This is a genomic window from Rhodoferax sediminis (assembly GCF_006970865.1).
Classification (GTDB): domain Bacteria; phylum Pseudomonadota; class Gammaproteobacteria; order Burkholderiales; family Burkholderiaceae_C; genus Rhodoferax_A; species Rhodoferax_A sediminis.
Genome location: NZ_CP035503.1, coordinates 349009 through 369992, shown reverse-complemented (window position 1 = coordinate 369992; position 20984 = coordinate 349009). Strand labels below are relative to the sequence as shown.

Here is a 20984-nt window from a genome sequence, read left to right as displayed (position 1 = left end):
GCTACTAACGCAGGTGATGCACCTCGGCCTGCCCATAGACCGGGGTCTCGATGCCTTCTTTTCGCGCCTTGAGCTGCAGCGACAGGAACTGCGAGTAGTGGCGCGACTGGTGCAGGTTGCCGCCGTGAAACCACAGGTGCGGCACCTGGGTCGGCTTCCACATGTTGCGCAGCTCGCCCTCCCAGGGACCGGGGTCCTTGGGCGTGTCCGAACCAAGACCCCAGACCTTGCCCACCTTGTCGGCAATCTCCGGCGAGATGAGGTCGGCCAGCCAGCCATTCATGGAACCATAGCCCGTCGCGTAAACCAGCAGGTCGGCCGGCAGTTCCGTGCCGTCGGAGAGCGTGACCGAGTGTTCATTGACCCGCTCGATGTTCACGCCGCTCTTGAGCTTGACGCTGCCGTTGGCCACCAGTTCCGAGGCACCCACATCGATGTAGTAGCCCGAACCGCGCCGCAGGTATTTCATGAACAGGCCGGAGCCGTCCGCGCCGAAGTCGAGCATGAAGCCGGCCTTCTCCAGCCGCGCATACAGATCGGCATCGCGCTTCTTCATCTCCTCATACACCGGGATGTGAAAGGTGTGCATGATCTTGTAGGGCACCGAGGCAAAGATCAGATCGGCCTTGTGGTGATCGATGCCATTTTTCACCGCCTGCTCGGAATACAGGCCGCCCAGCGCCAGTTCCATCAGCGAATTCGAGGGCGCGATGTGGGTCGAACTGCGCTGGATCATGGTCACGTCGGCGCCGTTTTCCCAGAGTGCAGCGCAGATGTCATGCGCCGAGTTGTTGGAGCCCAGCACCACACATTTTTTGCCCTTGTAGGCCTCGGGTCCGGCGTGCTGGCTGGAGTGATGCTGCTCGCCCTTAAAGTTCTCGGCACCGGCGATCCTGGGCACGTTGGGACGGCCCGACACCCCCAGCGCGAACACCAGTTCCTTGGGCCGCAGCGTGATCTCCCGGCCGGCGCGCTCGACCACCACTTCCCACTCCTGCGCGGCCTCGTTGTACCTTGCCTTTTTGGCGGTGGTCGAGCCCCAGTAGTTCAGCTCCATCACCTTGGTGTACATCTCGAGCCAGTCGCCAACCTTGTCCTTGGGCGCGAACACCGGCCAGTCGTCCGGAAAAGACAGGTAGGGCAGATGGTCGTACCACACCGGGTCGTGCAGGCACAGGCTCTTGTAGCGCTTGCGCCAGGAGTCGCCGGGCTTCTCGTTCTTCTCGACGATGATGGCCGGCACGCCAAGCCGGCGCAGCCGCGCGCCCAGCGCAATGCCGCCCTGGCCGCCGCCGACGATCACCACATAAGGCTGCTCGGTTGTTCCCAGGGTTTCGGCTTCTTCCTGGCGTTTCTCGAGCCAGCTCTTGCGGCCCTTTTGCACGCCGTGCTCGGCACCCTTGATGCGGTGCTCACCCTTGCGCTCCTCGAAGCCCTTGAGTTCGGTCATGGTCGTCAGCAGGGTCCAGGCCTTGCCATCCTTCAGCCGCAGGTGGCCGCGGCCACGCGCCACACCGGTCTCGAAGGTGAACCAGGCGTCCGTCACGCCGTCGGCCTCGGTCGCCTCGCCCTCCAATGCGAAGTTCGACGGTTTGGTGTCGGCCAGGCGCGCATCGAGCATTCTGCGGATGGCGTCCTTGCCCTCCATCGTCCTGATGTTCCAGGTCCATGAGACCAGATCGCGCCAATAACTCTCGTCGGCAAACAGCGCCAGCGCGGCGTTGATGTCGCGCTGGCCCAGCGCCGCTGCCAGCTGTGCCAGCCATTGCGCTGCCTGCTGGGTCGGTGAATTCACACTGTCCGTCATGCTTCTTGTCTCCGGTGATGTGCAACGCCGGAAGATCCCGGCCCGACATGGAGTGCAAGCCCCGTGCCCGTCGTGCAAACGCGCCGGCCCGGGCGCTTAACTGCTTGATGGCATTGGATTTTCCCGCTCCCGGCAGCTCTGCTGCGGTGCGACACACTGGCGTGTGCAGGCGTCACACTGAGACAGGTGTCACAGCTCCGGGTGTGACACCTGAACGGCGGCTCAAGGCAACGCCTGATCGTCCCGCTGGTTGGGCGAGCTGATACCCCAGCGCTTCATGCGCCGGTACAGCGTCATGCGGGAGATGCCCAGTTGGCGCGCCACCGCAGTCACGTTCCAGCGCGCGGCACGCAATTGCTGCAGCAGTTGCGTCGCCTCGCTGGTGGCGGCCGCTGTGCGCGGCGCCAGTGCCTGCGGAGCCGCCGCCGTACCCGGCGTATCGGGCAGGTCGCCCAGTTCGATGTAGCCCTGGCTGCAGACCGTGCGGGCGTACTCGATCACGTTGCGCAGCTCGCGCAGATTGCCCGGCCAGCGGTGTGCCAGCAGCCAGGCACGCGCAGCGGGCGCGAGCTCCGGCGCGTCCTTGAGCGCGGCGCCCGACACATCCTGACCCAGCATGCGGTCCAGCATCCAGCCCAGGTCGCGCCGCTCGCGCAGCGGCGGCAGCATGATGTGGGCACCGTTGAGGCGGTAGTACAGGTCGTCGCGAAAACAGCCCTCGCGCACCAGCGCTTCCAGGTCGCAGTGGGTCGCGGCAATCACACGGATGTTCACCGGCATCGGCCGCGTCGCGCCAATCGGCAGCACCTCGCGCTCGGCCAGCACGCGCAGCAGGCGGCCCTGCAGGGCGCGCGGCATGTCGCCGATCTCGTCGAGGAACAGCGTGCCGCCATCGGCCTCCTGAATCAGGCCACGCTTGCCCTTGGGGCCGGCACCCGAGAAGCTGCCGGGCAGGTGGCCGAACAGTTCGCTCTCGATCAGGGTTTCGGGAATGGCCGCGCAGTTCACCGCCACGAACGGCTGGCGTCGGCGCTCGCTGCTCTCGTGCAGCGCCTTCGCGAAATACTCCTTGCCGGTGCCGGTCTCGCCCGTCAGCAGCATGCTGACGGGTGAATTGACGAGCCGGGCCGCCCGTTCGATTTGCCGGTCCAGCGCCGGGTCGCCGCCCGACAGGCCCGCCAGCGGAGCCGGCAGCTTGCGCTCCAGGGCCTGGGCCGGCGCGGCCCCGCGCACCGGCGGCGGTGCGACCAGCATGAACAGCAGCCGCGCACTGCCGGCCAGGGTGATGGCCCGCTGGTCGCTCGGACGCACGCGCACGAAGCGCCCGAGGTCATTGAAGGAGGCATTGAACAGCCGCTCGAACGGCTGGCCCAGCACCGGCGGGCCGTTCGTGTCCGCCTCGAGCAACAACTGGGCACGCCGGTTGTGGCCGATCACTCGGCCCGCGCTGTCCACGGCCAGCAGGTACTCGGGATTCATGTCGAGAAACTGGGGCGCGCCGCTCAGGCGCAGGATCCAGTCATGACGAAAGCGGTGCAGGAAGCTCGCATTCTCGACGTGGTTGGCATACACCTTGACCAGTTGCAGCGCGAGGTGCTGGCTCTGCTTGGCGCTGGGCGACGTGAGCGCGGAGATATCGAGCACCGCATTGAGCTGGCCGAGCGCGTCGTACACCGGAGCGGTGGTGCAGGTCAGCGGGATGTGGGTCGCGTCAAAGTGGTCGTCGAGGTGCACGGTCAGCGCCTCGCCGGTGGCGATGCAGGTGCCCACGCCGCAGGTGCCGGCATGGTGTTCGCTCCAGTCCGCGCCCAGGTACAGGCCGGCCTTGCGCAGGCTCGGCTCGAACACCAGATCACCGAGAAAATCCACTGTGACGCCGCGCGCATCGGTAAGCAGCACGCAGTAGCCCATGCCGGCCACCTGCTGGTACAGCGTCTCCAGGCCATGGCGCGCAATATGCAGGAACTCTTCCATCTGGTCCTGGTGCTCGCGCAGGCGCTCGCTGGGCAGGATGACGGCTTCCTGCATGCGCGTGGGGTCCAGCCGGTGTTCGTGCACGCAGCGCTGCCAAGAGGCGCGAATGATCTCGTCGTGCGTCGTCGCGTGACCCGATGCGAGCCCGTCGCCGGCCACCTGCATGACCGTCGCAATATGCTCGCGTTGCTGCAAATGCATGCTGTGTCTCCTGCTCGAAGGTGCGGCTCGCGCGGACCGGCGCGGCGGCACTCTCCGGCACTATAGCGCGGCATCGACAGCGCCACACCAGCGTCTGGCGTCCCGGTGTGACGCACTGGGGGCGCACTGGGGGCGCACTGGGGGCGCTGCCACGACTGCTTACAAATTGAGTATCAAACTCCCAGCTGGTGTCCAATCACGCACGACCCACGCAATCCGTGGGCGCCAAGTACCCGCTTCAGACTGGGTGCTGTCGCTCAGGTCCGGCAGTTGAACGACAGCTGCCGCAGGAACCTGCCGTTCGTCGTCTGTGCGGCCGTCTGGCCGCTGTATCCCGGAACCAGTCAATGAATCGCCGTCGGGCCGATGATTCTGCCCACCGTGCCGCGGGCTACCGGCCAGAGCCAGCTTCTTCCGGCTGCGAACGGGGACTCCCGACCCATTGCCGACTCAGCGCCCGCTCTAAACCGGTCATACAAACTTGGACTAGCGGTCATTAGAAAACCGGGTATTGCCACCTCGGAAAAAAAAAGGGGCGGCGGTTGATATTTGAGGAAGGGAAAAGCAAGTTTTGTATGACTTGTAGGCTTGTAAGAGTTAGCTGCGTGGCATCTTCTCGAAATCACTTAGGGCGGTGGCGCGGAAGACGGGCAGGATTTCACAGTGTTCGGCCAAGGTGATCAGAGAGGCGTGGGCGGTGGGTGACAGCACTTCATCCATCCGATCCTGCATGTACCAGACCAGCGTGGTGATCATGACATCGGCATGGGTGAGCGTTGCCCCGCAGGCATAGGGTGTGGCAAGGCGGCGGGTCAGTTCGTCGAGGCCAGCGCGGGCCTGGCCAAGGCAGCGGTCAAGCCAGTCGGTGCTTCGATGTTCGGGGGAATGGAAGTGCCTCTCGTAAACCACAGCCGCGACCTTTTCGAGGGTGCCTTGAGCCAGTGCCGTCATCTGGAGGACGAGCCGGCGCGCAGGGCCGGAGGCGGGGATCAGCGCCGCGTCGTCCGCCTGTTCGTCGAGATGATCAAGGATGGCGGCGCTGTCGATCAGCACCTCCCCATCGTCGAGGACGAGGGCCGGGATACGAGTCAGGGGGCTGATCTTCCCGACCGCCGCCGCATCGCCAAAGATCGAGCGGGTGTCGCGGGTGAAGGGTATGCCGTAGTGATGCAGCGCGATTGCGACGCGGCGGGTGACGGGGCTGTCATATTGGCCGACGAGGATCATGGGGCGGGTCCCTGAGTATAGGAATTTCAAACACTATCTTTCAAGAATTCTGAACGTATCTGGCGACACACTAGCGGTCAAACGTGCGGCCATTTGCTGAAAACGCGCTGTTTTCTCAAATCGCCCGACATAAGGCGTCTGTTTGCCACCTCATCCACGCGCTTGCGCGAGCGCTGGCCGGACGCGAACGCCCGCTTCGGAGCAATTTTGGCAGCGTGTTTGCATTTCCGCTTTTGGCCGATAGTGTGATTTCGGCGTTATCCCCGGAAGCAGAGCTTCGGTAGAAATGGTTCGCTCTCCGGGTGGCGGCTTCCTGACGCAGCGGCGAACTGGCGCTCTCGGCCAAGAGCGGTCCCTAGTAGTCCGCCTAAAAGCGGACCTTCGAAGGCGCGACCACCTCCAGCTGCTAGGTAGTGCTCAGGTGGCGTTTCGCTGGGCAGGTTTGAGTGCCATGGCGCCATCGCCAAGGAGGTACAGAGCGATCAGACCGACCATCCAGAAGGCCGGAAATTCCCAGCCGCCACCCTTGTTTGTGAACAGCCACCCGTTGGCGCCATGCGCGAACACGATTGTGCCGAGCATCTCCAGGGCTAAAGGCAACGCGACCAACGGAGCGTAGACGCCAAGGATCAGGGCAAGACCACCGAAGAATTCGAGCGCGACGACGGCATAAGCAAGAATCGCTGGCAAGCCGAGAGATCCAAAATAGCCGACGAAGCCGGGAATGGTGAACACGAACACCTTGAGGCCGACGTGCGCCAAAAACATGATGCCCAAGCTTACACGCAGGAGTAGTGCCGCATAGGGGGCCGTAGACGCTTTGATCATGTTGATCTCCAATTCCGAAATTGTTGGTTGATTGGTACCGCCGACTTGGCGCAGCGGGTCTCGCTTCTGCAAAGTCCGCAGCATCATCGCACAGGAACGATCGACGACCTCGAGTCGGTCATTGCTGATTGATTTAGGTCGCAGGAGTGCCGTTCCCTCACTTGACGCCCTCTTGATTGATGGGATGGACTCCCCCTTGCTTTTTTTGCGCCACATTGGCGTCCTGGTGTTCATTGGCGTGGAGTCAACCGCCCCAACATGCGCTTGGTTCCCATCAAGCAACTTGCGCCACAGCTTTGCCACCCAGCTTTTGCAGGCGGGCAGCGACATCCGCACGGTGCAAGAACTGCCAGTCCGCTGGATGCCATGTCCCTGGCGCGTTGAGGCACCGCTTTGGGAAATGTGCGGGATTGTCTGCTTGGGGTCGGCAGCACCTGTTGACCTCGTTGAATAGCGGTCGTTCAAGCGGGTGAACGGACTGGCCGACACGCGTTTCCAGTGCCAGCGACCCCTGTGCCTTGAAAGCCGCCGGTGCCTCCGTGGTTGGCCAGATCTCGAACTGTCAGGTAGATGGCAGGTAGCTGCCGCACGACGGCTCCGATCGATTGGCCGGTGCCGCTGCGAAACGGAAGTTCACGGCATCATTTCAAAAGTCGGCAGGGGGCCCACCAGACGGTGACAGGAATCCAGCAACTTCGCCCCCGGTATCTTGCCGTCATTCGGCGATACGAGTTTGACCGTCACGTGTCGGCCGGATCGCATCCAACCCACGCGACCCGCGGGCACCGCTGACCGTCAGAACGGAACGCCGTCCAGCGTGCCCATTTTCCCGCTCGCATAGTCGCGTCTGGCCTGGGCCAGACGTTCCGGCGTGTCCATCACGAAGGGACCGGAGAACAGGATCGGGCCTTCGACCGGCGCGCCGCCGAGCAGGGCGACATCAAGCGGCTGCTGCGCGGTCGCGGCGATGCGCACGCTGGCGTCACCCGATGTCAGCAGCGCCAGGCTGCCGGACCCGACGGGCGGTTCCGCGCCGCGTTCGAGGAAGCCATCGAGCACGTAGAGGCCGAGCTCGGCGGTGGCATCGACCGTCAGCGTGATGCTGGCGCCGGGCGCGAGCCGCAGCACCGCCCAGGTGGTGGGCGAGGCCAGCTTCATGGGGCCTTCGACGCCGTCGACCCGGCCCGCCAGCACGCGCACCTGCGCGCCGTCGCGCGCAATTTCCGGAATCGCGGCAGCGCGGAACGAGGCATAGGCCGGCTCCACCAGCTTTTGCGCCGGGGGCAGCGCGGTCCAGAGCTGCAGGCCGTGCCGCCCGCCCTGCGGCTGCTCGGCGTGGATCGTGCCGCGGCCGGCGCGGATGTGCTGCGCATCGCCCGGTCCGAGCCGGTCGGTGCGCCCCATGCTGTCGCGATGCTCGACGCTGCCCTCCAGCAGGTAGCTCAGCACCTCGATGCCCGCGTGCGGGTGCGGCCGGTCGCCGATGCCGCGCCGGCTCTGGTGGCGGTAGTGATCGATGAAGACGAACGGCCCCAAGTGGTCGCGCCCACTCGTCGGCAAGGCGCGCCACAGCAGCATGTCGCCGTCGTCGATCACGCGCTGGCCCGGCAGCACGTTGGTGATGGTGCGTGTCATGGTGCGGGTCCTTCACTGGTGAATGGATGGCTAATGGGTGATGGCGCGAATGCCGCTGCCGATGACCGGGGCCGACGCGCGCCCGGCCGACAGGCCGATCAGGTCCGCCGTGATGACCACCTGCGGGTCGGCCTGCATGTTCCACATGCGTGAAGGCGCCTGGATCGCGTACACGCCGAAGCCCTGCGGACGGTCGCCCTGGGAGCGCGTGTCGGCGGCGGCGACATCCAGCCCCGCGACCTCCACATGCCCGCTGCGCACCTTGTCGCGCGCCAAAATCTGCACCTGGCCGACCGTCATCAGGTCGGCCAGATGGCCCTGGACCACGATGGTGTGCGGCTCGGCCTTTCGAGCGGCGGCGAGCAACCCATCGACGCTGGAAACCAGGGATTGACGCAACGCCATGGCAGACTCCTTGGATGGTGATTTGATAAAGACAGCGAAGAGTACGCCACAAATGTGTCGGATCAGGAGCCCCGCCGCAAGTTCCGGCGCGGCCGATCCGGCAAGCAGGGATCAGGAATGGAATCGGTTGAAATGGTGTTGTTCATGTTGCTGGCGGTGGTCGCCAGCGGCTATCTGGTGCGCGTCGCGCCGTTCTCGCTGCCGCTGCCGCTGGTGCAGATCGCGCTCGGCGCGCTGATCGCGGGTGGCTTCAACCACGGCGTGACGCTGGATCCGGAAATCTTTTTCTTGCTGTTCCTGCCGCCGCTGCTGTTTCTGGACGGCTGGCGCATCCCGAAGGATGGCCTGTTTCGCGACCGCACGGCGATCCTGGCGCTGGCGCTGGGGCTGGTGGTGTTCACCGTGGTCGGGGCCGGCTTCCTGATCCACTGGATGATCCCGGCCATGCCGGCGGCGGTGGCCTTCGCGCTGGCCGCCATCGTGTCGCCGACCGATCCGGTGGCCGTGTCGTCGATCACCGCGCGTGTGCCGATCCCGAAACGGCTGCTGCATATCCTGGAGGGCGAATCGCTGCTCAACGACGCGACGGGACTGGTCTGCTTTCGCTTCGCGGTGGCGGCGGCCGTGACCGGCAGCTTCTCGCTGGCCTCGGCCTCGCTCACGTTCCTGTGGCTGGCGCTGGCGGGCCTGGGGCTGGGCGTCGGCGTGACGCTGGTGGTGAGTTCCGCGCAGCGCTGGCTGTCGCAGCATGTCGGCGAGGAAAGCGGCTCGCCCATCCTGATCAGCCTGCTGATCCCGTTCGGCGCCTACCTGCTGGCTGAACAGTTGCGGGCCTCAGGCATCCTGGCCGCGGTGGCGGCGGGCGTCACCATGAGCTACGTCGAACTGACCGGCCGCGCGCTGGCGACCACGCGGGTGCAACGCGCAGCGGTCTGGAACACGGTGCAGCTTGCGTTGAACGGCACCATGTTCGTGCTGCTGGGCGAGCAACTGCCCGACATGCTGCGCGGTGCGGTGGCATCGGTGAGGCAAAGCGGCCATCTGAATCCCTGGTGGCTGGCGGCCTATGCGCTGGCCATCACGCTGGGGCTGGCGCTGCTGCGTTTTATCTGGGTCTGGGTGTCGCTGCGCCGGGCCCTGTTCAAGGCGCGCCGGCGCGGCACGCCGGGAACCCGGCCGCACTGGCGGTTGCTGCTGGCGACCTCGCTGGCCGGGGTGCGCGGCGCCATTACCCTGGCCGGCGTGATGACCCTGCCGCTGCTGATGCCGGATGGCACGCCGTTCCCGGCGCGCGACCTGGCCGTGTTTCTGGCCACGGCGGTGATCCTGCTATCGCTGCTGATGGCCAGCGTGGGACTGCCGCGGCTGCTCAAGGGGCTGGTGCTGCCGGAAGAGCCCACCGCCAGCCGGGAAGAAGACCTGGCCCGCCACGATGCCGCCATCGCGGCCATCGCCGCGATCGAGAAGGTGCAGCGTGCCGAGCTGCGCGAGACCTTTGACGCCGACCTGCACACCCAGGCCGCCGCGCGCGTGATCGCGCTGTACCAGCGCCGGCTCGATGGCGGTGCCACCGGCGAGAGTGCCGGACAACTGCGCAAAGCCGAGCAGATCGAGCGCACGCTGCGTGTGGCGGCCCTGCAGGCGGAGCGCGAGGTCGTCTTCAACCTGGCACGACATCGCCGGATCTCCGACGAGACGTCGCGCCGGCTGGTGCGCGAGATCGACCTGATGGAGGCGCGCTACCGCTAGTACAGCGAAGGGCCGCGCTGGATGAGCAAATTCAGCCGGGCAGCACCGGACCATCCACCAGCGTGGACAGCGGCAGCGCCGCGACTTCCTGTAATAACAGTGCGAGCTGCTGCCCTGCCGCGTCGACCACGGCGCGTCCTTTGTCGGCCGTGGCCGCCGCCGCGTTGCCGACCGCGCCCGCGGCGTTGTAGTCCTGCATGGCCCAGCCGAGCTTGGCGCTGCGGCCGTTGCCCAGGATCGGACATTGCACCGCCCGCACCTGCGAGGTCGACTTGAAGTCGCGCGCCTGCGCCATGTCCACGAACTGCGGTCGCAGCGCCAGCATCATCGAGGTCTCGATCTCGCCCGCATGGACGCCGAAGCGGTGCTCGTCGGCGCTGAACAGGCCATCCACCGCCTCGCCCAGCGGCAGGCTGTACCAGCTGGCGCTATAGACGAGCATGCCGGCGCGCACGCGCAGCTCGCGCGCCACGATGTCCATCAGGCTGACCTGGCCGCCGTGCGCATTGAACAGCACCAGTTTTTTGACGCCCGCGCGCGCCACGCATTCGCCAAGCTCGATCCAGCTTGCCACCGCGGTGGCGCTCGAGAGCGTCAGCGTGCCGGCAAAGGCCTGGTGCTCGGGGCTGTAGCCCACCGCCTGGGTCGGCAGGAACAGCACGGGCAGCTCTGCGGGCAGATGGGGCAGCGCGGCCGCGATCACGCCATCGACCAACGTCTGGTCCACGCTCAGCGGCAGGTGCGGCCCATGCTGCTCGGTCGCGGCCACCGGCAGCACGGCTACGGTGCTGGTGGCGTCAAGCCGCGCGAAGTCGCGCGTGTTCAGGTCGGCCCAGAAGCGGAATTTGAGTGTCATGTTTATATTTTATTATCCGAATCCGTGAACCCAAGAGTGAAGTGGCTCACCTCACGGGCACGGTCGCCTTCGGCGCCTACCTCTTTTGGCCTGGACCGCCTCGTTACTTCGCCGATATGCGCGCAGCGTCGTTGTCGGCGTTGAAAACGATGCGTGAGGGCCAGGGCTTCCAGACCGTGCCTAGCGCGTCGTTGTTCGGGTCACCGGTGCGCGCGAAGGCGCCGATGGTTTTCATCATCGCCCTGGAGAGGGCCAGGCGACCCGATCGGTTGGCCTTCGTGAACATGATGTTCGAATACAGCGAAGGCCCGAAGTTGCCGAACACGAAGGGCAGATCGAAGGTGTGCGCGGCGCCGTAAATCGTGTCGAAGGGCTTGGGCAGCCGGTCCCAGTCGAACTCGTAGAACCAGACGTCGGGCTGCCGCGACCGCAACGCATTCAGCGCGTCGTCGCGGATTGCCTCGAACCAGATCCGGCCGAGCTCGGCCGTGCGAGCGTTGAAACCGGTGCCCGGCTTGTCGGCCGGCAGGTAGGCCGGCGGGATCCACTGCCCGATGGTGGTCGCCGGTGGTGCCTCGGGGTCGTAGTGCGAGACAAGGGCGAACACGGCCGCATCGTCAAGCAGGCGGCCGCTAACGCCGCCAAGGTTGGGGCGGATGGCGAGCAGTTGCGGGAACAGTCTTGTCTCGTCGCGCGTGTTGCCCGCGAGGACGGGTACCTTGACGTAGTGCCCTGCGCGGATGGCGGCGATCGGATCTGGAGCGACGACCCATCCATCCGGGATCGGGTTCGACGTCGCCATGCCCCGCGGCGCGAGCCGCGTGTGGACGGTGGTAAGGAGCGCGTCGGCGGAGCGCCCGCGCAGGTACGCTGCCATCGCCTTCGCGCCGTGCGTCTCGACGAGCCCACGCCCAGCGGCCTCGTCGGCCGCCTGGCCGTCCGCGACAAGCGACTGCAGCAGCAAGGTGTTGCCGCGCGTCGCCCAGACCGACGCCGGCAGGACACCCGGGATTGAGCCCTTGGGCAGCGTGGCCGCGGTCGAGATGCCGCCGCTCAACACGACCACACGCTGAAAGAGCGGCGACGCCCGCGCGGCGAGCATCGGCGAGGCGAGCAGGGCGTAAACGTTCACGGCACCGGCCGACTGTCCCATCAGCGTGACGCGGCCTGGGTCGCCGCCGAAGCTGGCGATGTTGCGCTGGACGAATTCAAGGCCTTTGACAATGTCGAGCAGCGCAAAGTCGCCGGAATCGTTCTCGGCGTTGCCGGTCTTGAGTTGCGCCATGTTCAGGAAGCCAAAGATCCCAACCCGGTAAGCGACCGAGACGACCACCGCGTTCTGGCTTTTCGCGAGTGCACTGCCGTCGTAGACGGGGTCGGCGGTGTAGCCGGTGATGTTGCTGCCGCCATAGATCCAGACGATGACCGGGCGCGGTGTGGCCGAGGGCGTGGATGGCGCCCAGATGTTGAGATAGAGGCAGTCCTCGGAGCCGACCGTCTTCCCGAGCCTGCTGCCGATCGTCGCGTCGTAGCCGTTGCTTGCGCCGGGGCTGTACAGGCGCCCGGTCTGCGCGCAGGCCGGGGCGAACGCAGTAGCCGGCCGGGCCGTGGTCCAGCGCTCGGGATCCACCGGCGCCTTCCAGCGCAGATCGCCCACCGGCGGCCGCGCGAACGGCACGCCCTTCCAGCTGTACGTGCCTTCGGAAGCCGAGGCGTCGGCGCCGACGACCGGGCCAAACGACGTGTCGCGTTGCAGGGCATGTGGCGTGCTGGCAATGTGGACGCAGCCATGCAGGAGTGCGAGCGCGGCGAGCGCGCTCGCCAGGAAGATGCGCGTCATGGGAGTGCCCCTTAGTCGGCGACGACGATATTCGCGGCCTTGATGATCTGCGCCCATTTGCGCGTTTCACCGTCGATGAACGCCCCGAACTCGGCGGGCGTGCCGCCGCGCAGCTGCAGGCCGACGGCATTGACCTTCTTGCGGATCTCGGCGTCGGCGAGTGCGGCGTTGGTCTCGGTGTTGAGCCGCGCGATGATAGGGGCGGGTGTGCCGGTGGGCGCCATCAGCCCATACCAGCCATAACCCACGATGGTCGGATGGCCTTGCTCGCGAAATGTCGGCGCCTGTGGATACACGGACGTCCGCTCCTCGGTGGCGACCGCGAGCACGCGCAGCTTGTTCGCCTGGATGTGCGGCAGCGCCGCAGAGATCGCCGTGAGGGTCGCGTCGATGCGACCTGCCAGAAGCTCAAGGTAGGCTGGCGCGTCACCGCGGAACTGGATCGTAATGCCCTTGACGCCGGTCGCGCGCAAGAACAACTCGGCCGTGAGGTGGGGCGCGGAGCCTACACCCGGCGAGCCGAACGTCAGACCCTTCGGCTTGCTTTTGCCGTACTGGATGAATTCGGCCAGCGTCTTGTAGGGTGCATCGGCGTTGACAATGAGAAACAGCGGCGCGATGGCCGTGCTCACGATCGGCGCGAAGTCCTTGTGCACGTCGTACGGCAGCTTCTTGTAGAGCGCCTCGCCGATCGCGACTGGCGCAGCCGCATGCAGGATCGTGTATCCGTCGGGTGCCGCGTGCGCCACATATTCGTTGGCGATCCTCGTTCCGGCGCCCGCCTTGTTCTCGACGATGATGCTTTGCCCGAGCTTGTCCGACAAATATTGGCCGAGCAGGCGCGTCAGGATGTCGCTTGCGCCACCGGCAGCGTAGGGCGATATGAGATGGATCGGGCGCGCCGGCCACGCCTGAGCGAAGGCCGGCAGGTTGAAGGAAGCGGCGAGCGCGGTAGCGGTGGTGCCCAGAAGGCGCCGGCGGTTGATGGTCATGGTTGTCTCCTTTTGATATTTTCCGGTCAATTACAGGCGCCGCAGCGGTGGATAGGCGTAGCGGTACTCGAGGTGGTCGGCGTGCGGCTGGTACAGACGCAGCACGACGTAGAAGAGCTCGCCGGGTGGCGCGGGAAGCCAGTTGACCCCGGGGCCGGGGTCGGCAGCCTGGATGCGAATCGCCAGGCTTCCATCGGCGTCATGGCTGAGGCCCGGTGTGCGGTCGCCGATTGAATACCGGCCGAGGGCATTGGCCACGAGCAGGCAGTCACTGCGGCGGTACAGCGTGAGCGACCAGAAGGCGCCGACCTTCGGGCCTGCGCCCGGTGGGAAGCGCAGCTCGTAAGCGTGGGTGCCGTCGAGCGGCTTGCCGTCGGCATCGATTTCGGCGGTGGGGTACATCGCCTCCTCGACGCCGAGAGCGCCGATGAAGTTGCGCGCCACCCGTGCCCGGGTCAAGTAGTCCTGGCCCCAACTGGTGCGCACGGTGACTGGGATCGCCCAGCCGCCGCCAAGCTCGTGCGGCTGTGCGTGCCGGCGCAACTCGTCGAAAACACGGGGCAACAGAGCCGCGAGCGCCTCGGGCGCCACGGGCCAGTCCGGCCGCTCGCCGGCTGGTGGGGGATTGCGCGAAAGCGCCTCGTCAACGAGGGCCTGGTACAGCGTCGCCGACGGCACCTCCACGGGTTGGCCGTCGAGTCGTGTGTCGATGTGCATCGCTGCGTCGCATCCGTCGAGGCGCGAGATCCGCAGTTGATTCTGCAGCACCCGCACGCGCGCTATATCGGCTTCGTCGCTGTCGACCAGGATGCGCCCGATGATCCAGACGTCGGCGCCGGGCGCCGCGATCACGTGGGTGACGTCGTCCGGTAAAGTGCCGCACCAACCCGGGCCGTGAACCAGCGTGCGCTGGCGGTGGTTGCCCGTGGTCCTGCGGCCTACGTAAGCAAACGGGTTGGTCCAGGCATCAAGCAGCCCGAGCGTCCAGTACCGCTCGCCCATGTCGGGCGAATCGACCAGTACCGGCCCTTCCGACAAGTCCAGCCATGCATTGCTGAAAACGGTGTCGTTGTTCGGGCTCACGACCTCGCGATCGTTCGGTCCGAGCCGCCGATGCGTGTGCGTGAACTGGTTGACCCAGCGCAGAGGCGACGCACGGTCGTCGGAGGCGAAGCCGAGCACGGCGTGCCGGCGCGCCGTTGTCACCGCGCGCATACGCATCATCTCGAAGAGCGGCAACGTCTGAATGACCGCGCCGCGGATGGTCGCGTCGATCGGTGCGCCGTGAAGGATTGATTCGTCGTTCATGTTTTCAGGCCACGACGCCTGCGTGCCGCAGTTCCGCGATTTCGGTGTCGTTGTAGCCAGCCTCGGCGAGCACGGCGTCGGTGTCCGCGCCGCACGCGGGGGCGGCCGGCGGAGTGGCATGCGGCGCATTGCCGAGGCGATAGGGCAGGCCCAGGGCGCGGTAGCGTGTGCCGTCGGCGGCCTTGGCCTCGACGAGGATGCCGCTCCCCTCGATGTCGGGGCTCGCCAGCACCTGGCCGTACGTGCGGACCGCGCCCGCGACGATCTGGTGGCGACCAAGCAGCGTCACGCATTCGTCGCTGGTCATGTCCGAGAAGCACTCGCGCAGCACCGCGCGCAGCGCGACGCGGTGCTCGACCCGGCGTGCGTTCGTGCAAAAGCGCGGATCGGTGACGAACTCCTCGCGGCCCATCACGCGGCACAAGCGTGCCCAATGCTCGTCGGCATAAGCCGAGAGCACGATGTGCCCATCGTGCGTCGAGATAACCTCGGCTGCCGGTGCGTTGTTCGGCTGGCCGTCGCCGATGCGAGTCGGCTCCGGCGCGCCGCCCAGGTAGTCGCACCAGGTGGTGGCCTGCAAATGCATCGCGACTTCAAGCAGCGAGGTCTCGAGCGTCTCGCCGACGCCGCTCTTCTCGCGGCCGTACAGAGCCGCGAGTACCGCTTGCGCGCCGAGATGTGCCGCCGCGGCGTCGATGATCGGCACGCCGACCTTCTGCGGCGGCCGGTCGGGCTCCCCGGTGACCGACATCAGGCCGCTCTCCGCTTGCGCCGCGATGTCGTAGCCCGGGCGCTCGCGCGAGGGCCCGCGACTGCCGAAGCCGGAGATCGAGAGGTAGATCACCCGCGGGAATCGCTCGCGCACGGCGCGCGGGCCGATGCCGAGCTTGTCGACAACGCCAGGGCGCAGGTTCTGGATCACAACGTCGCTGCGTGCGATCAGGCGCAATGCTGCCTCGCGGCCTGCGTCGCTCTTGAGGTCGAGCGCGATCGACCGTTTGCCCCGGTTGTAGGCACGAATCATGGACTCACCGTATCGGCCGATGTGCCGGGCCTGGTCACCCGCGAGTGGCTCCACCTTGATCACGCTTGCGCCGAGCTCGGCGAGTGCCATGGCGGCGCCGGGGCCAGCGATGTACTGGCCGAGGTCCACCACGCGCACCCCACTCAGGGGCGCGGCGGGTTCGGGCGAATCGACTGTCCGTTCGGTATTCATCGACGCTGATAATAGGCTCCACCGCCATTCGTGAAAACTCAATAATCCTGATCTCATGATTACTAATAGTGATTACTTCAGCCAGGGCTGGCCTCGATCGTTCGCGGTTGAGGGCGCGAGGGAATACGCATGACCGGCGGCGTTGACTACCTGGTGCGCAGGCTGCGGCTAAGGCACCTAGAGTTGCTCGTCGCGCTGGCCGAGACGGGCAGCACGCGCGGGGCTGCCGACCGTCTGCACTTGAGCCAACCCGCGATCAGCAAGATGCTTAACGAGATTGAGGGCGGATTTGGAGCACGCCTTTTCGATCGCAGCCATCAGGGAGTGCAGGCCAATGCGTTCGGGGCGGCGGCCGTCTACCGGGCTCGCGTGATCCTGAGCGAACTTGCGCGGGCTCAGGACGAGATTGACGCGCTGCGCGCCGGGGCGTCTGCGGTGCTGCGCGTGGGAGCGCCCTCGGTGACTGTCACCGTGCCGGCAGCAGTCGTACTGCTGCGCGCGCGCATGCCCGCCGCCTCGGTGCAGATACGCGAAGGGCGGGTGAGCGAGCTGATCCAGCGCTTGCTCGACGGCGAGCTCGACTGCGTGTTCGGCGCCGTCACCCCGCAGCTGCTGTCGAGCGACCTCCTTCCGTTACTGCAGTCGGAGTTGCTCCTCGAGGACCAGCTTTGCGTGCTGGCCGCAGCCTCCAATGTGAACGTGCGGCGGCGCGGGCTGCGCTGGGCCGACCTGCGATCGGCGCAATGGGTGGCGCCGCCGAAAGAGACTCTGGTGCGCCAGGCCTTCATGACCGCCTTCTTGAACGACGGGGTCGAGCCGCCCGAGCCAGTGATCGAGGCGATGTCGTCAGTCACCGTCGGCGCGCTGCTGCGCATGGACCCGTCGCTCCTGTGTGCGGTTCGCTTCGAGCACGCGCGCGACGAGGTGGCACGGGGCAACGTGCGCAAGGTGCCGGTGTTACCGGCGATACCGCTGCCGTCGCTGGGTCTTTTCACACGCCGGGCAGCAATTGGGCAGCCGGCGGTGGTGCAGGAATTCGCACGCGCGATCCGCAAGGCGGGGGCAAGAGCCGGTCCGAGAGCTGCGCCTCGAAGCCGCTAAACGGACTGCAGTTGCTCCGGGTTAAATAGACGGCGCGCGCTATCCATGCCTTGCAAGGGCATGCAGCGCCGCGCGCACGATGCTCTGCGCATCCACACCAAAGTGCTCGCGCAGCGCAGCCCTGGTATCGCTGCGGCCGAAACCGTCGGTGCCGAGCGTGAGGTAGCGCCGGCCTGCGGGCACGAAGGCGCGGATGCCCTCCGGCACCGCGCGCACGTAGTCGGTGGCTGCAATCATCGGGCCCTGGCTGGCCTGCAACTGCTGCGCGATGAAAGGCTGGCCCGGCGCCGGATCGCCGGCCAGCGCGCGCTGCTCGCAGGCCTGGCCGTCGCGCGCGAGTTCGCTCCAGCTGGTGACGCTGAACACCTCGGCCGCGATGCCCTGTGCGGCCAGCAGCTGCGCGGCCTTGACGACCTCGGTCAGGATCGCGCCGGAACCCAGCAGCGCCACGTTTTTAGACGTTTTAGCGCTGTAGCCATTATCAGGTATCGGCAAGTAGCTATTAAATTTATAGCAACCGCGAATCACCTCGGCCGCCACGCCAGCCGGCAGGCTGGGCTGCGCGTAGTTCTCGTTCATCAGCGTGACGTAATAGAAAACATCTTTTTGCTCGACCAGCATCTCGCGCATGCCGTGGTCGATGATCACCGCCATCTCGCCCGCAAACGCGGGGTCGTAGGCGCGGCAGTTGGGAATGGTGGCCGCGACCAGATGGCTCGTGCCGTCCTGGTGCTGCAGCCCCTCGCCGCCGAGTGTCGTGCGCCCCGAGGTCGCCCCGAGGAGAAAGCCGCGCGCACGCTGGTCGGCCGCGGCCCAGATCGCGTCGCCGACGCGCTGGAAGCCGAACATCGAGTAGTAGATGTAGAACGGCAGCATCGCCAGAGCGTGCACGCTGTAGCTGGTGGCGGCGGCCGTCCAGCTCGCGATGGCGCCGGCCTCGCTGATGCCTTCCTCGAGGATCTGGCCGTCGAGCGCCTCGCGGTAGCTCAGCACCGAGCCGATGTCTTCGGGCGCGTAGCGCTGGCCCACGCTGGAGTAGATGCCAATCTGCTTGAACAGGTTCGCCATGCCGAAGGTGCGCGCCTCGTCGGCCACGATCGGCACGATGCGCGGCCCCAGGGCCTTGTCTTTCAGCAGGCCCCCGAGCAGGCGCACGAAGGCCATGGTGGTGCTCATCTCCTTGCCGTTGGCGGCGAGCGCGAACGCCGCGTAGCTGTCGATGGCGGGCACGGGCACCACGTCGCAGGCGGTCTCGCGCTTCGGCAGGTAGCCGCCGAGCCGCTGGCGGTGCTCGTGCATGTATTGCATCTCGGGGCTGTCGGCGGCCGGCTTGTAAAAGCTCAGCGAGGTGACCTGCTCGTCGCTGAGCGGCAGGTTGAAGCGGTTGCGGAATTCGATCAGGTCGGTCTCATCGAACTTCTTTTGCGAGTGCGTGGTCATCTTGCCCTGGCCGCCGCTGCCCATGCCGTAGCCCTTCTTGGTGTGCGCCAGGATCACGGTGGGCTGGCCAGTGTGGGCCGCGGCTGCGGCATAGGCGGCATGGATTTTCACCAGGTCGTGGCCGCCGCGCTTGAGCCGGTCGATCTGCTCGTCGGTGAGGCCCTGCGCGAGCCGCGCCAGCTCCTCGTTCTGGCCGAAAAAGTTGTCGCGGTTGAAGCGCCCGTCCTTCGCGGCAAAGGTCTGCATCTGGCCGTCCACGGTGTGGGCGAAGGCGCGCGTCAGCGCGCCGGTGGTGTCGCGCGCGAACAGGCCGTCCCAGTCCGAGCCCCAGACCAGCTTGATCACGTTCCAGCCGGCGCCGGCGAAGAGCTTTTCCAGCTCGTCGATGATGCGGCCATTGCCGCGCACCGGGCCGTCGAGCCGCTGAAGGTTGCAGTTGACGACCCACACCAGGTTGTCGAGCCGCTCGCGCGCGGCCAGCGTGAGCGCGGACATGCTCTCGGGCTCGTCCATCTCGCCGTCGCCGAACACGCCCCATACGCGTCGCTTGTCGACGTGTATTCCGTTCTCTTTGCGTCCTTCGCAATTCAGGAGCTTGCGGTGCGTGAGGTAGCGCATGAAGCGCGCATGGTAGATCGAGCTGATCGGCCCGATGCCCATGGAGCCGGTCGGGAACTGCCAGAAGTCGGGCATCAGGTACGGGTGCGGGTAGCTGGTCAGGCCGCGCGCGCCCTGGCCCGTTTGGGCCGCGGGGGCGGTGAGTTCCTGGCGGAAGTGCATCAAGTCCTGCTCCGCCAGGCGCCCTTCCAGATAGGCGCGCGCGTACACGCCAGGCGAGCTGTGCGGCTGGAAGAACACCAGATCCCCGCGATGACGGTTGGCCCCCACGCTTGCCACTTCGTGTGCTGCGCTGCCCCCCGCGGGGGCGCTGCCTTGCTCGGGGCGGCCCGGCGCGGCGGCACTGTCATTGCGCGCGTGGAAGAAATGGTTGAAGCCGACCTCGAACAGGTCGGCCGCGCTGGCGTAGCTCGCAATGTGGCCGCCGAGCTCGCCATACGCCTGATTCGCGCGCACCACCATCGCCAGCGCGTTCCAGCGCATCAGCGAGCCGAGACGCTCCTCGATCGCAAGGTCGCCCGGGAATACCGGCTGCGCATCGACGGCGATGGTGTTGAAGTAGGGCGTGGACAGCTCGGGCTGCCAGCCGATGCGGCCGGCGCGCGCGAGGCGGGCCAGTTCGTCAAGCATCTGGCGCGCACGCGCCGGGCCCTGGCTGGCCGCCAGCGCGAGGAACGCCTCGCGCCATTCGGCGGTTTCCTGGGGATCGGGGTCGATGGTGAGGGACTCGTTGGGCATGGCAGAGAGCAGGTGCTGAAGTGGAAGGGGTGCGTTCACGGCAGTAAAGGCAGTGTGACAAAGATAAGGACCTTCGTGCAGGGACTTTAGGCCAGCGGCCGCGAAATGTGGCGCCCCAAGCCATTAAGCGCCATAAATCCATCCCAGCTTTGCGCTTGTGGGAGGGGCGCTAGAAGCTAGAAGACAGGGCAGAGACAGTGCGGCAGCCGCGCCGGCGCCGCAATACACCTGCGGGGGCATGAAAAAAGCCCCGCCGCTATCATTCCCGCATGACCCAAGACCTTTTTCGCCAGGACGCTTACCTGCGCGAGTGCAGCGCGAGCGTCACCGCCATTTCCGGGCAAGGCATCGTGCTGGACCGCACCGTGTTCTACCCGCTGGGCGGCGGACAGGCGGGCGACGCCGGCGTGCTGGTGCTGGCCGATGGCCGCGAACTGGCGATTGTCGATACCCGCAAAGGCAAGGATGCCGACGGCGCATTCACCAGTGATATCTGCCATTTGCCCGCACCTGGTCAAGAAGATGCGCTATCAAAACTGAAGTCAGGCGATGCGGTGACAGCTCGCATCGACTGGGCGCGCCGCCACCGGCTGATGCGTTTTCACACCACCACGCACCTGCTGTGCCATTTGGTGCCGCAACTGGTGAACGGCTGCTCGATCACGCCCGACTACGCGCGGCTGGACTTCAACATGACCGAGCCGCTGGACAAGGACGCCTTGAGCGCCGGGATCGCGCGGCTGGTGGCCGGCGCGCACCCTCTGGTGGTGGGCAGCATCACCGATGAAGAACTGGACGCCAACCCGGCGCTGGTCAAGAGCATGAGCGTGCAGCCACCGCGCGGAACGGGGCGCATCCGCACGATCCGGATCGGCGCCGCCGAGACGCTGATCGACTTCCAGCCCTGCGGCGGCACGCATGTGGCGAACACGGCCGAGATCGGCCAGGTCATAGTGACCAAAATAGAGAAGAAATCGGCAGCCACCCGCAGGGTGGTGCTGGGCTTCGCGTCGTGATTTGACCCACTCGCCCGACTGAACCAAAGGCGC

General features: G+C 66.5%; 15 protein-coding genes. 3 read left to right on the top strand and 12 right to left on the bottom strand.

Going from position 1 to position 20984, the window contains the following annotated elements:
- Positions 1-4: 4 nt before the first annotated feature.
- The 6 genes from EUB48_RS01780 to EUB48_RS01750 all read right to left on the bottom strand — a co-directional run bounded on the left by EUB48_RS01780 (position 5) and on the right by EUB48_RS01750 (position 8077).
- Positions 5-1807 (bottom strand): NAD(P)/FAD-dependent oxidoreductase, encoded by a 1803-nt coding sequence (locus tag EUB48_RS01780; protein WP_142817344.1) that lies wholly within the window; start codon positions 1805-1807, stop codon positions 5-7.
- 222 nt (positions 1808-2029) lie between these two features.
- Positions 2030-3982 (bottom strand): sigma-54-dependent Fis family transcriptional regulator, encoded by a 1953-nt coding sequence (locus tag EUB48_RS01775; protein WP_142817343.1) that lies wholly within the window; start codon positions 3980-3982, stop codon positions 2030-2032.
- Positions 3983-4579: 597 nt separating this feature from the next.
- A complete protein-coding gene (locus tag EUB48_RS01770) occupies positions 4580-5209 on the bottom strand; it encodes a glutathione S-transferase family protein (RefSeq protein WP_142817342.1) in 630 nt (209 codons plus the stop codon).
- A 417-nt stretch (positions 5210-5626) separates the two neighbouring features.
- Positions 5627-6367, bottom strand: coding sequence for a DoxX family protein (locus tag EUB48_RS21890; RefSeq protein ID WP_338052415.1), 741 nt, complete (start codon positions 6365-6367; stop codon positions 5627-5629).
- A 465-nt stretch (positions 6368-6832) separates the two neighbouring features.
- Positions 6833-7672 carry a pirin family protein gene (locus EUB48_RS01755; protein ID WP_142817340.1) on the bottom strand — a complete coding sequence of 280 codons (840 nt, stop codon included), beginning with the start codon at positions 7670-7672 and terminating at the stop codon, positions 6833-6835.
- A gap of 30 nt (positions 7673-7702) precedes the next feature.
- Positions 7703-8077, bottom strand: a complete 375-nt coding sequence (locus EUB48_RS01750; protein ID WP_142817339.1) for a hypothetical protein — start codon at positions 8075-8077, stop codon at positions 7703-7705.
- Positions 8078-8194: 117 nt separating this feature from the next.
- Between EUB48_RS01750 and EUB48_RS01745 the strand changes: the two genes are divergently transcribed.
- A complete protein-coding gene (locus EUB48_RS01745; protein WP_142817338.1) occupies positions 8195-9826 on the top strand; it encodes a Na+/H+ antiporter in 1632 nt (543 codons plus the stop codon).
- Between the two features lie 31 nt (positions 9827-9857).
- On the opposite strand, the gene EUB48_RS01740 is transcribed toward EUB48_RS01745, so the two are convergent.
- From EUB48_RS01740 to EUB48_RS01720, 5 genes are all read right to left on the bottom strand, one after another.
- Positions 9858-10682 carry a creatininase family protein gene (locus tag EUB48_RS01740; protein ID WP_142817337.1) on the bottom strand — a complete coding sequence of 275 codons (825 nt, stop codon included), beginning with the start codon at positions 10680-10682 and terminating at the stop codon, positions 9858-9860.
- 103 nt (positions 10683-10785) lie between these two features.
- Complete coding sequence (locus EUB48_RS01735; RefSeq protein WP_142817336.1) at positions 10786-12522, bottom strand: carboxylesterase/lipase family protein; 1737 nt, start codon at positions 12520-12522, stop codon at positions 10786-10788.
- Between the two features lie 11 nt (positions 12523-12533).
- Positions 12534-13514 (bottom strand): Bug family tripartite tricarboxylate transporter substrate binding protein, encoded by a 981-nt coding sequence (locus tag EUB48_RS01730; RefSeq protein WP_142817335.1) that lies wholly within the window; start codon positions 13512-13514, stop codon positions 12534-12536.
- 30 nt (positions 13515-13544) lie between these two features.
- On the bottom strand, positions 13545-14822 hold the full coding sequence (locus EUB48_RS01725) for a DUF1254 domain-containing protein (protein ID WP_142817334.1): 1278 nt from the start codon (positions 14820-14822) through the stop codon (positions 13545-13547).
- Positions 14823-14826: 4 nt separating this feature from the next.
- Complete coding sequence (locus EUB48_RS01720; protein ID WP_142817333.1) at positions 14827-16038, bottom strand: CaiB/BaiF CoA transferase family protein; 1212 nt, start codon at positions 16036-16038, stop codon at positions 14827-14829.
- 129 nt (positions 16039-16167) lie between these two features.
- Between EUB48_RS01720 and EUB48_RS01715 the strand changes: the two genes are divergently transcribed.
- On the top strand, positions 16168-17139 hold the full coding sequence (locus EUB48_RS01715; RefSeq protein WP_142817332.1) for a LysR family transcriptional regulator: 972 nt from the start codon (positions 16168-16170) through the stop codon (positions 17137-17139).
- A gap of 39 nt (positions 17140-17178) precedes the next feature.
- Here EUB48_RS01715 and aceE read toward each other — a convergent pair whose 3' ends face one another.
- Positions 17179-19935 carry a pyruvate dehydrogenase (acetyl-transferring), homodimeric type gene (aceE, locus tag EUB48_RS01710; protein ID WP_420821466.1) on the bottom strand — a complete coding sequence of 919 codons (2757 nt, stop codon included), beginning with the start codon at positions 19933-19935 and terminating at the stop codon, positions 17179-17181.
- A 269-nt stretch (positions 19936-20204) separates the two neighbouring features.
- Between aceE and EUB48_RS01705 the strand changes: the two genes are divergently transcribed.
- A complete protein-coding gene (locus EUB48_RS01705; RefSeq protein ID WP_142817328.1) occupies positions 20205-20951 on the top strand; it encodes an alanyl-tRNA editing protein in 747 nt (248 codons plus the stop codon).
- Positions 20952-20984: the final 33 nt, after the last annotated feature.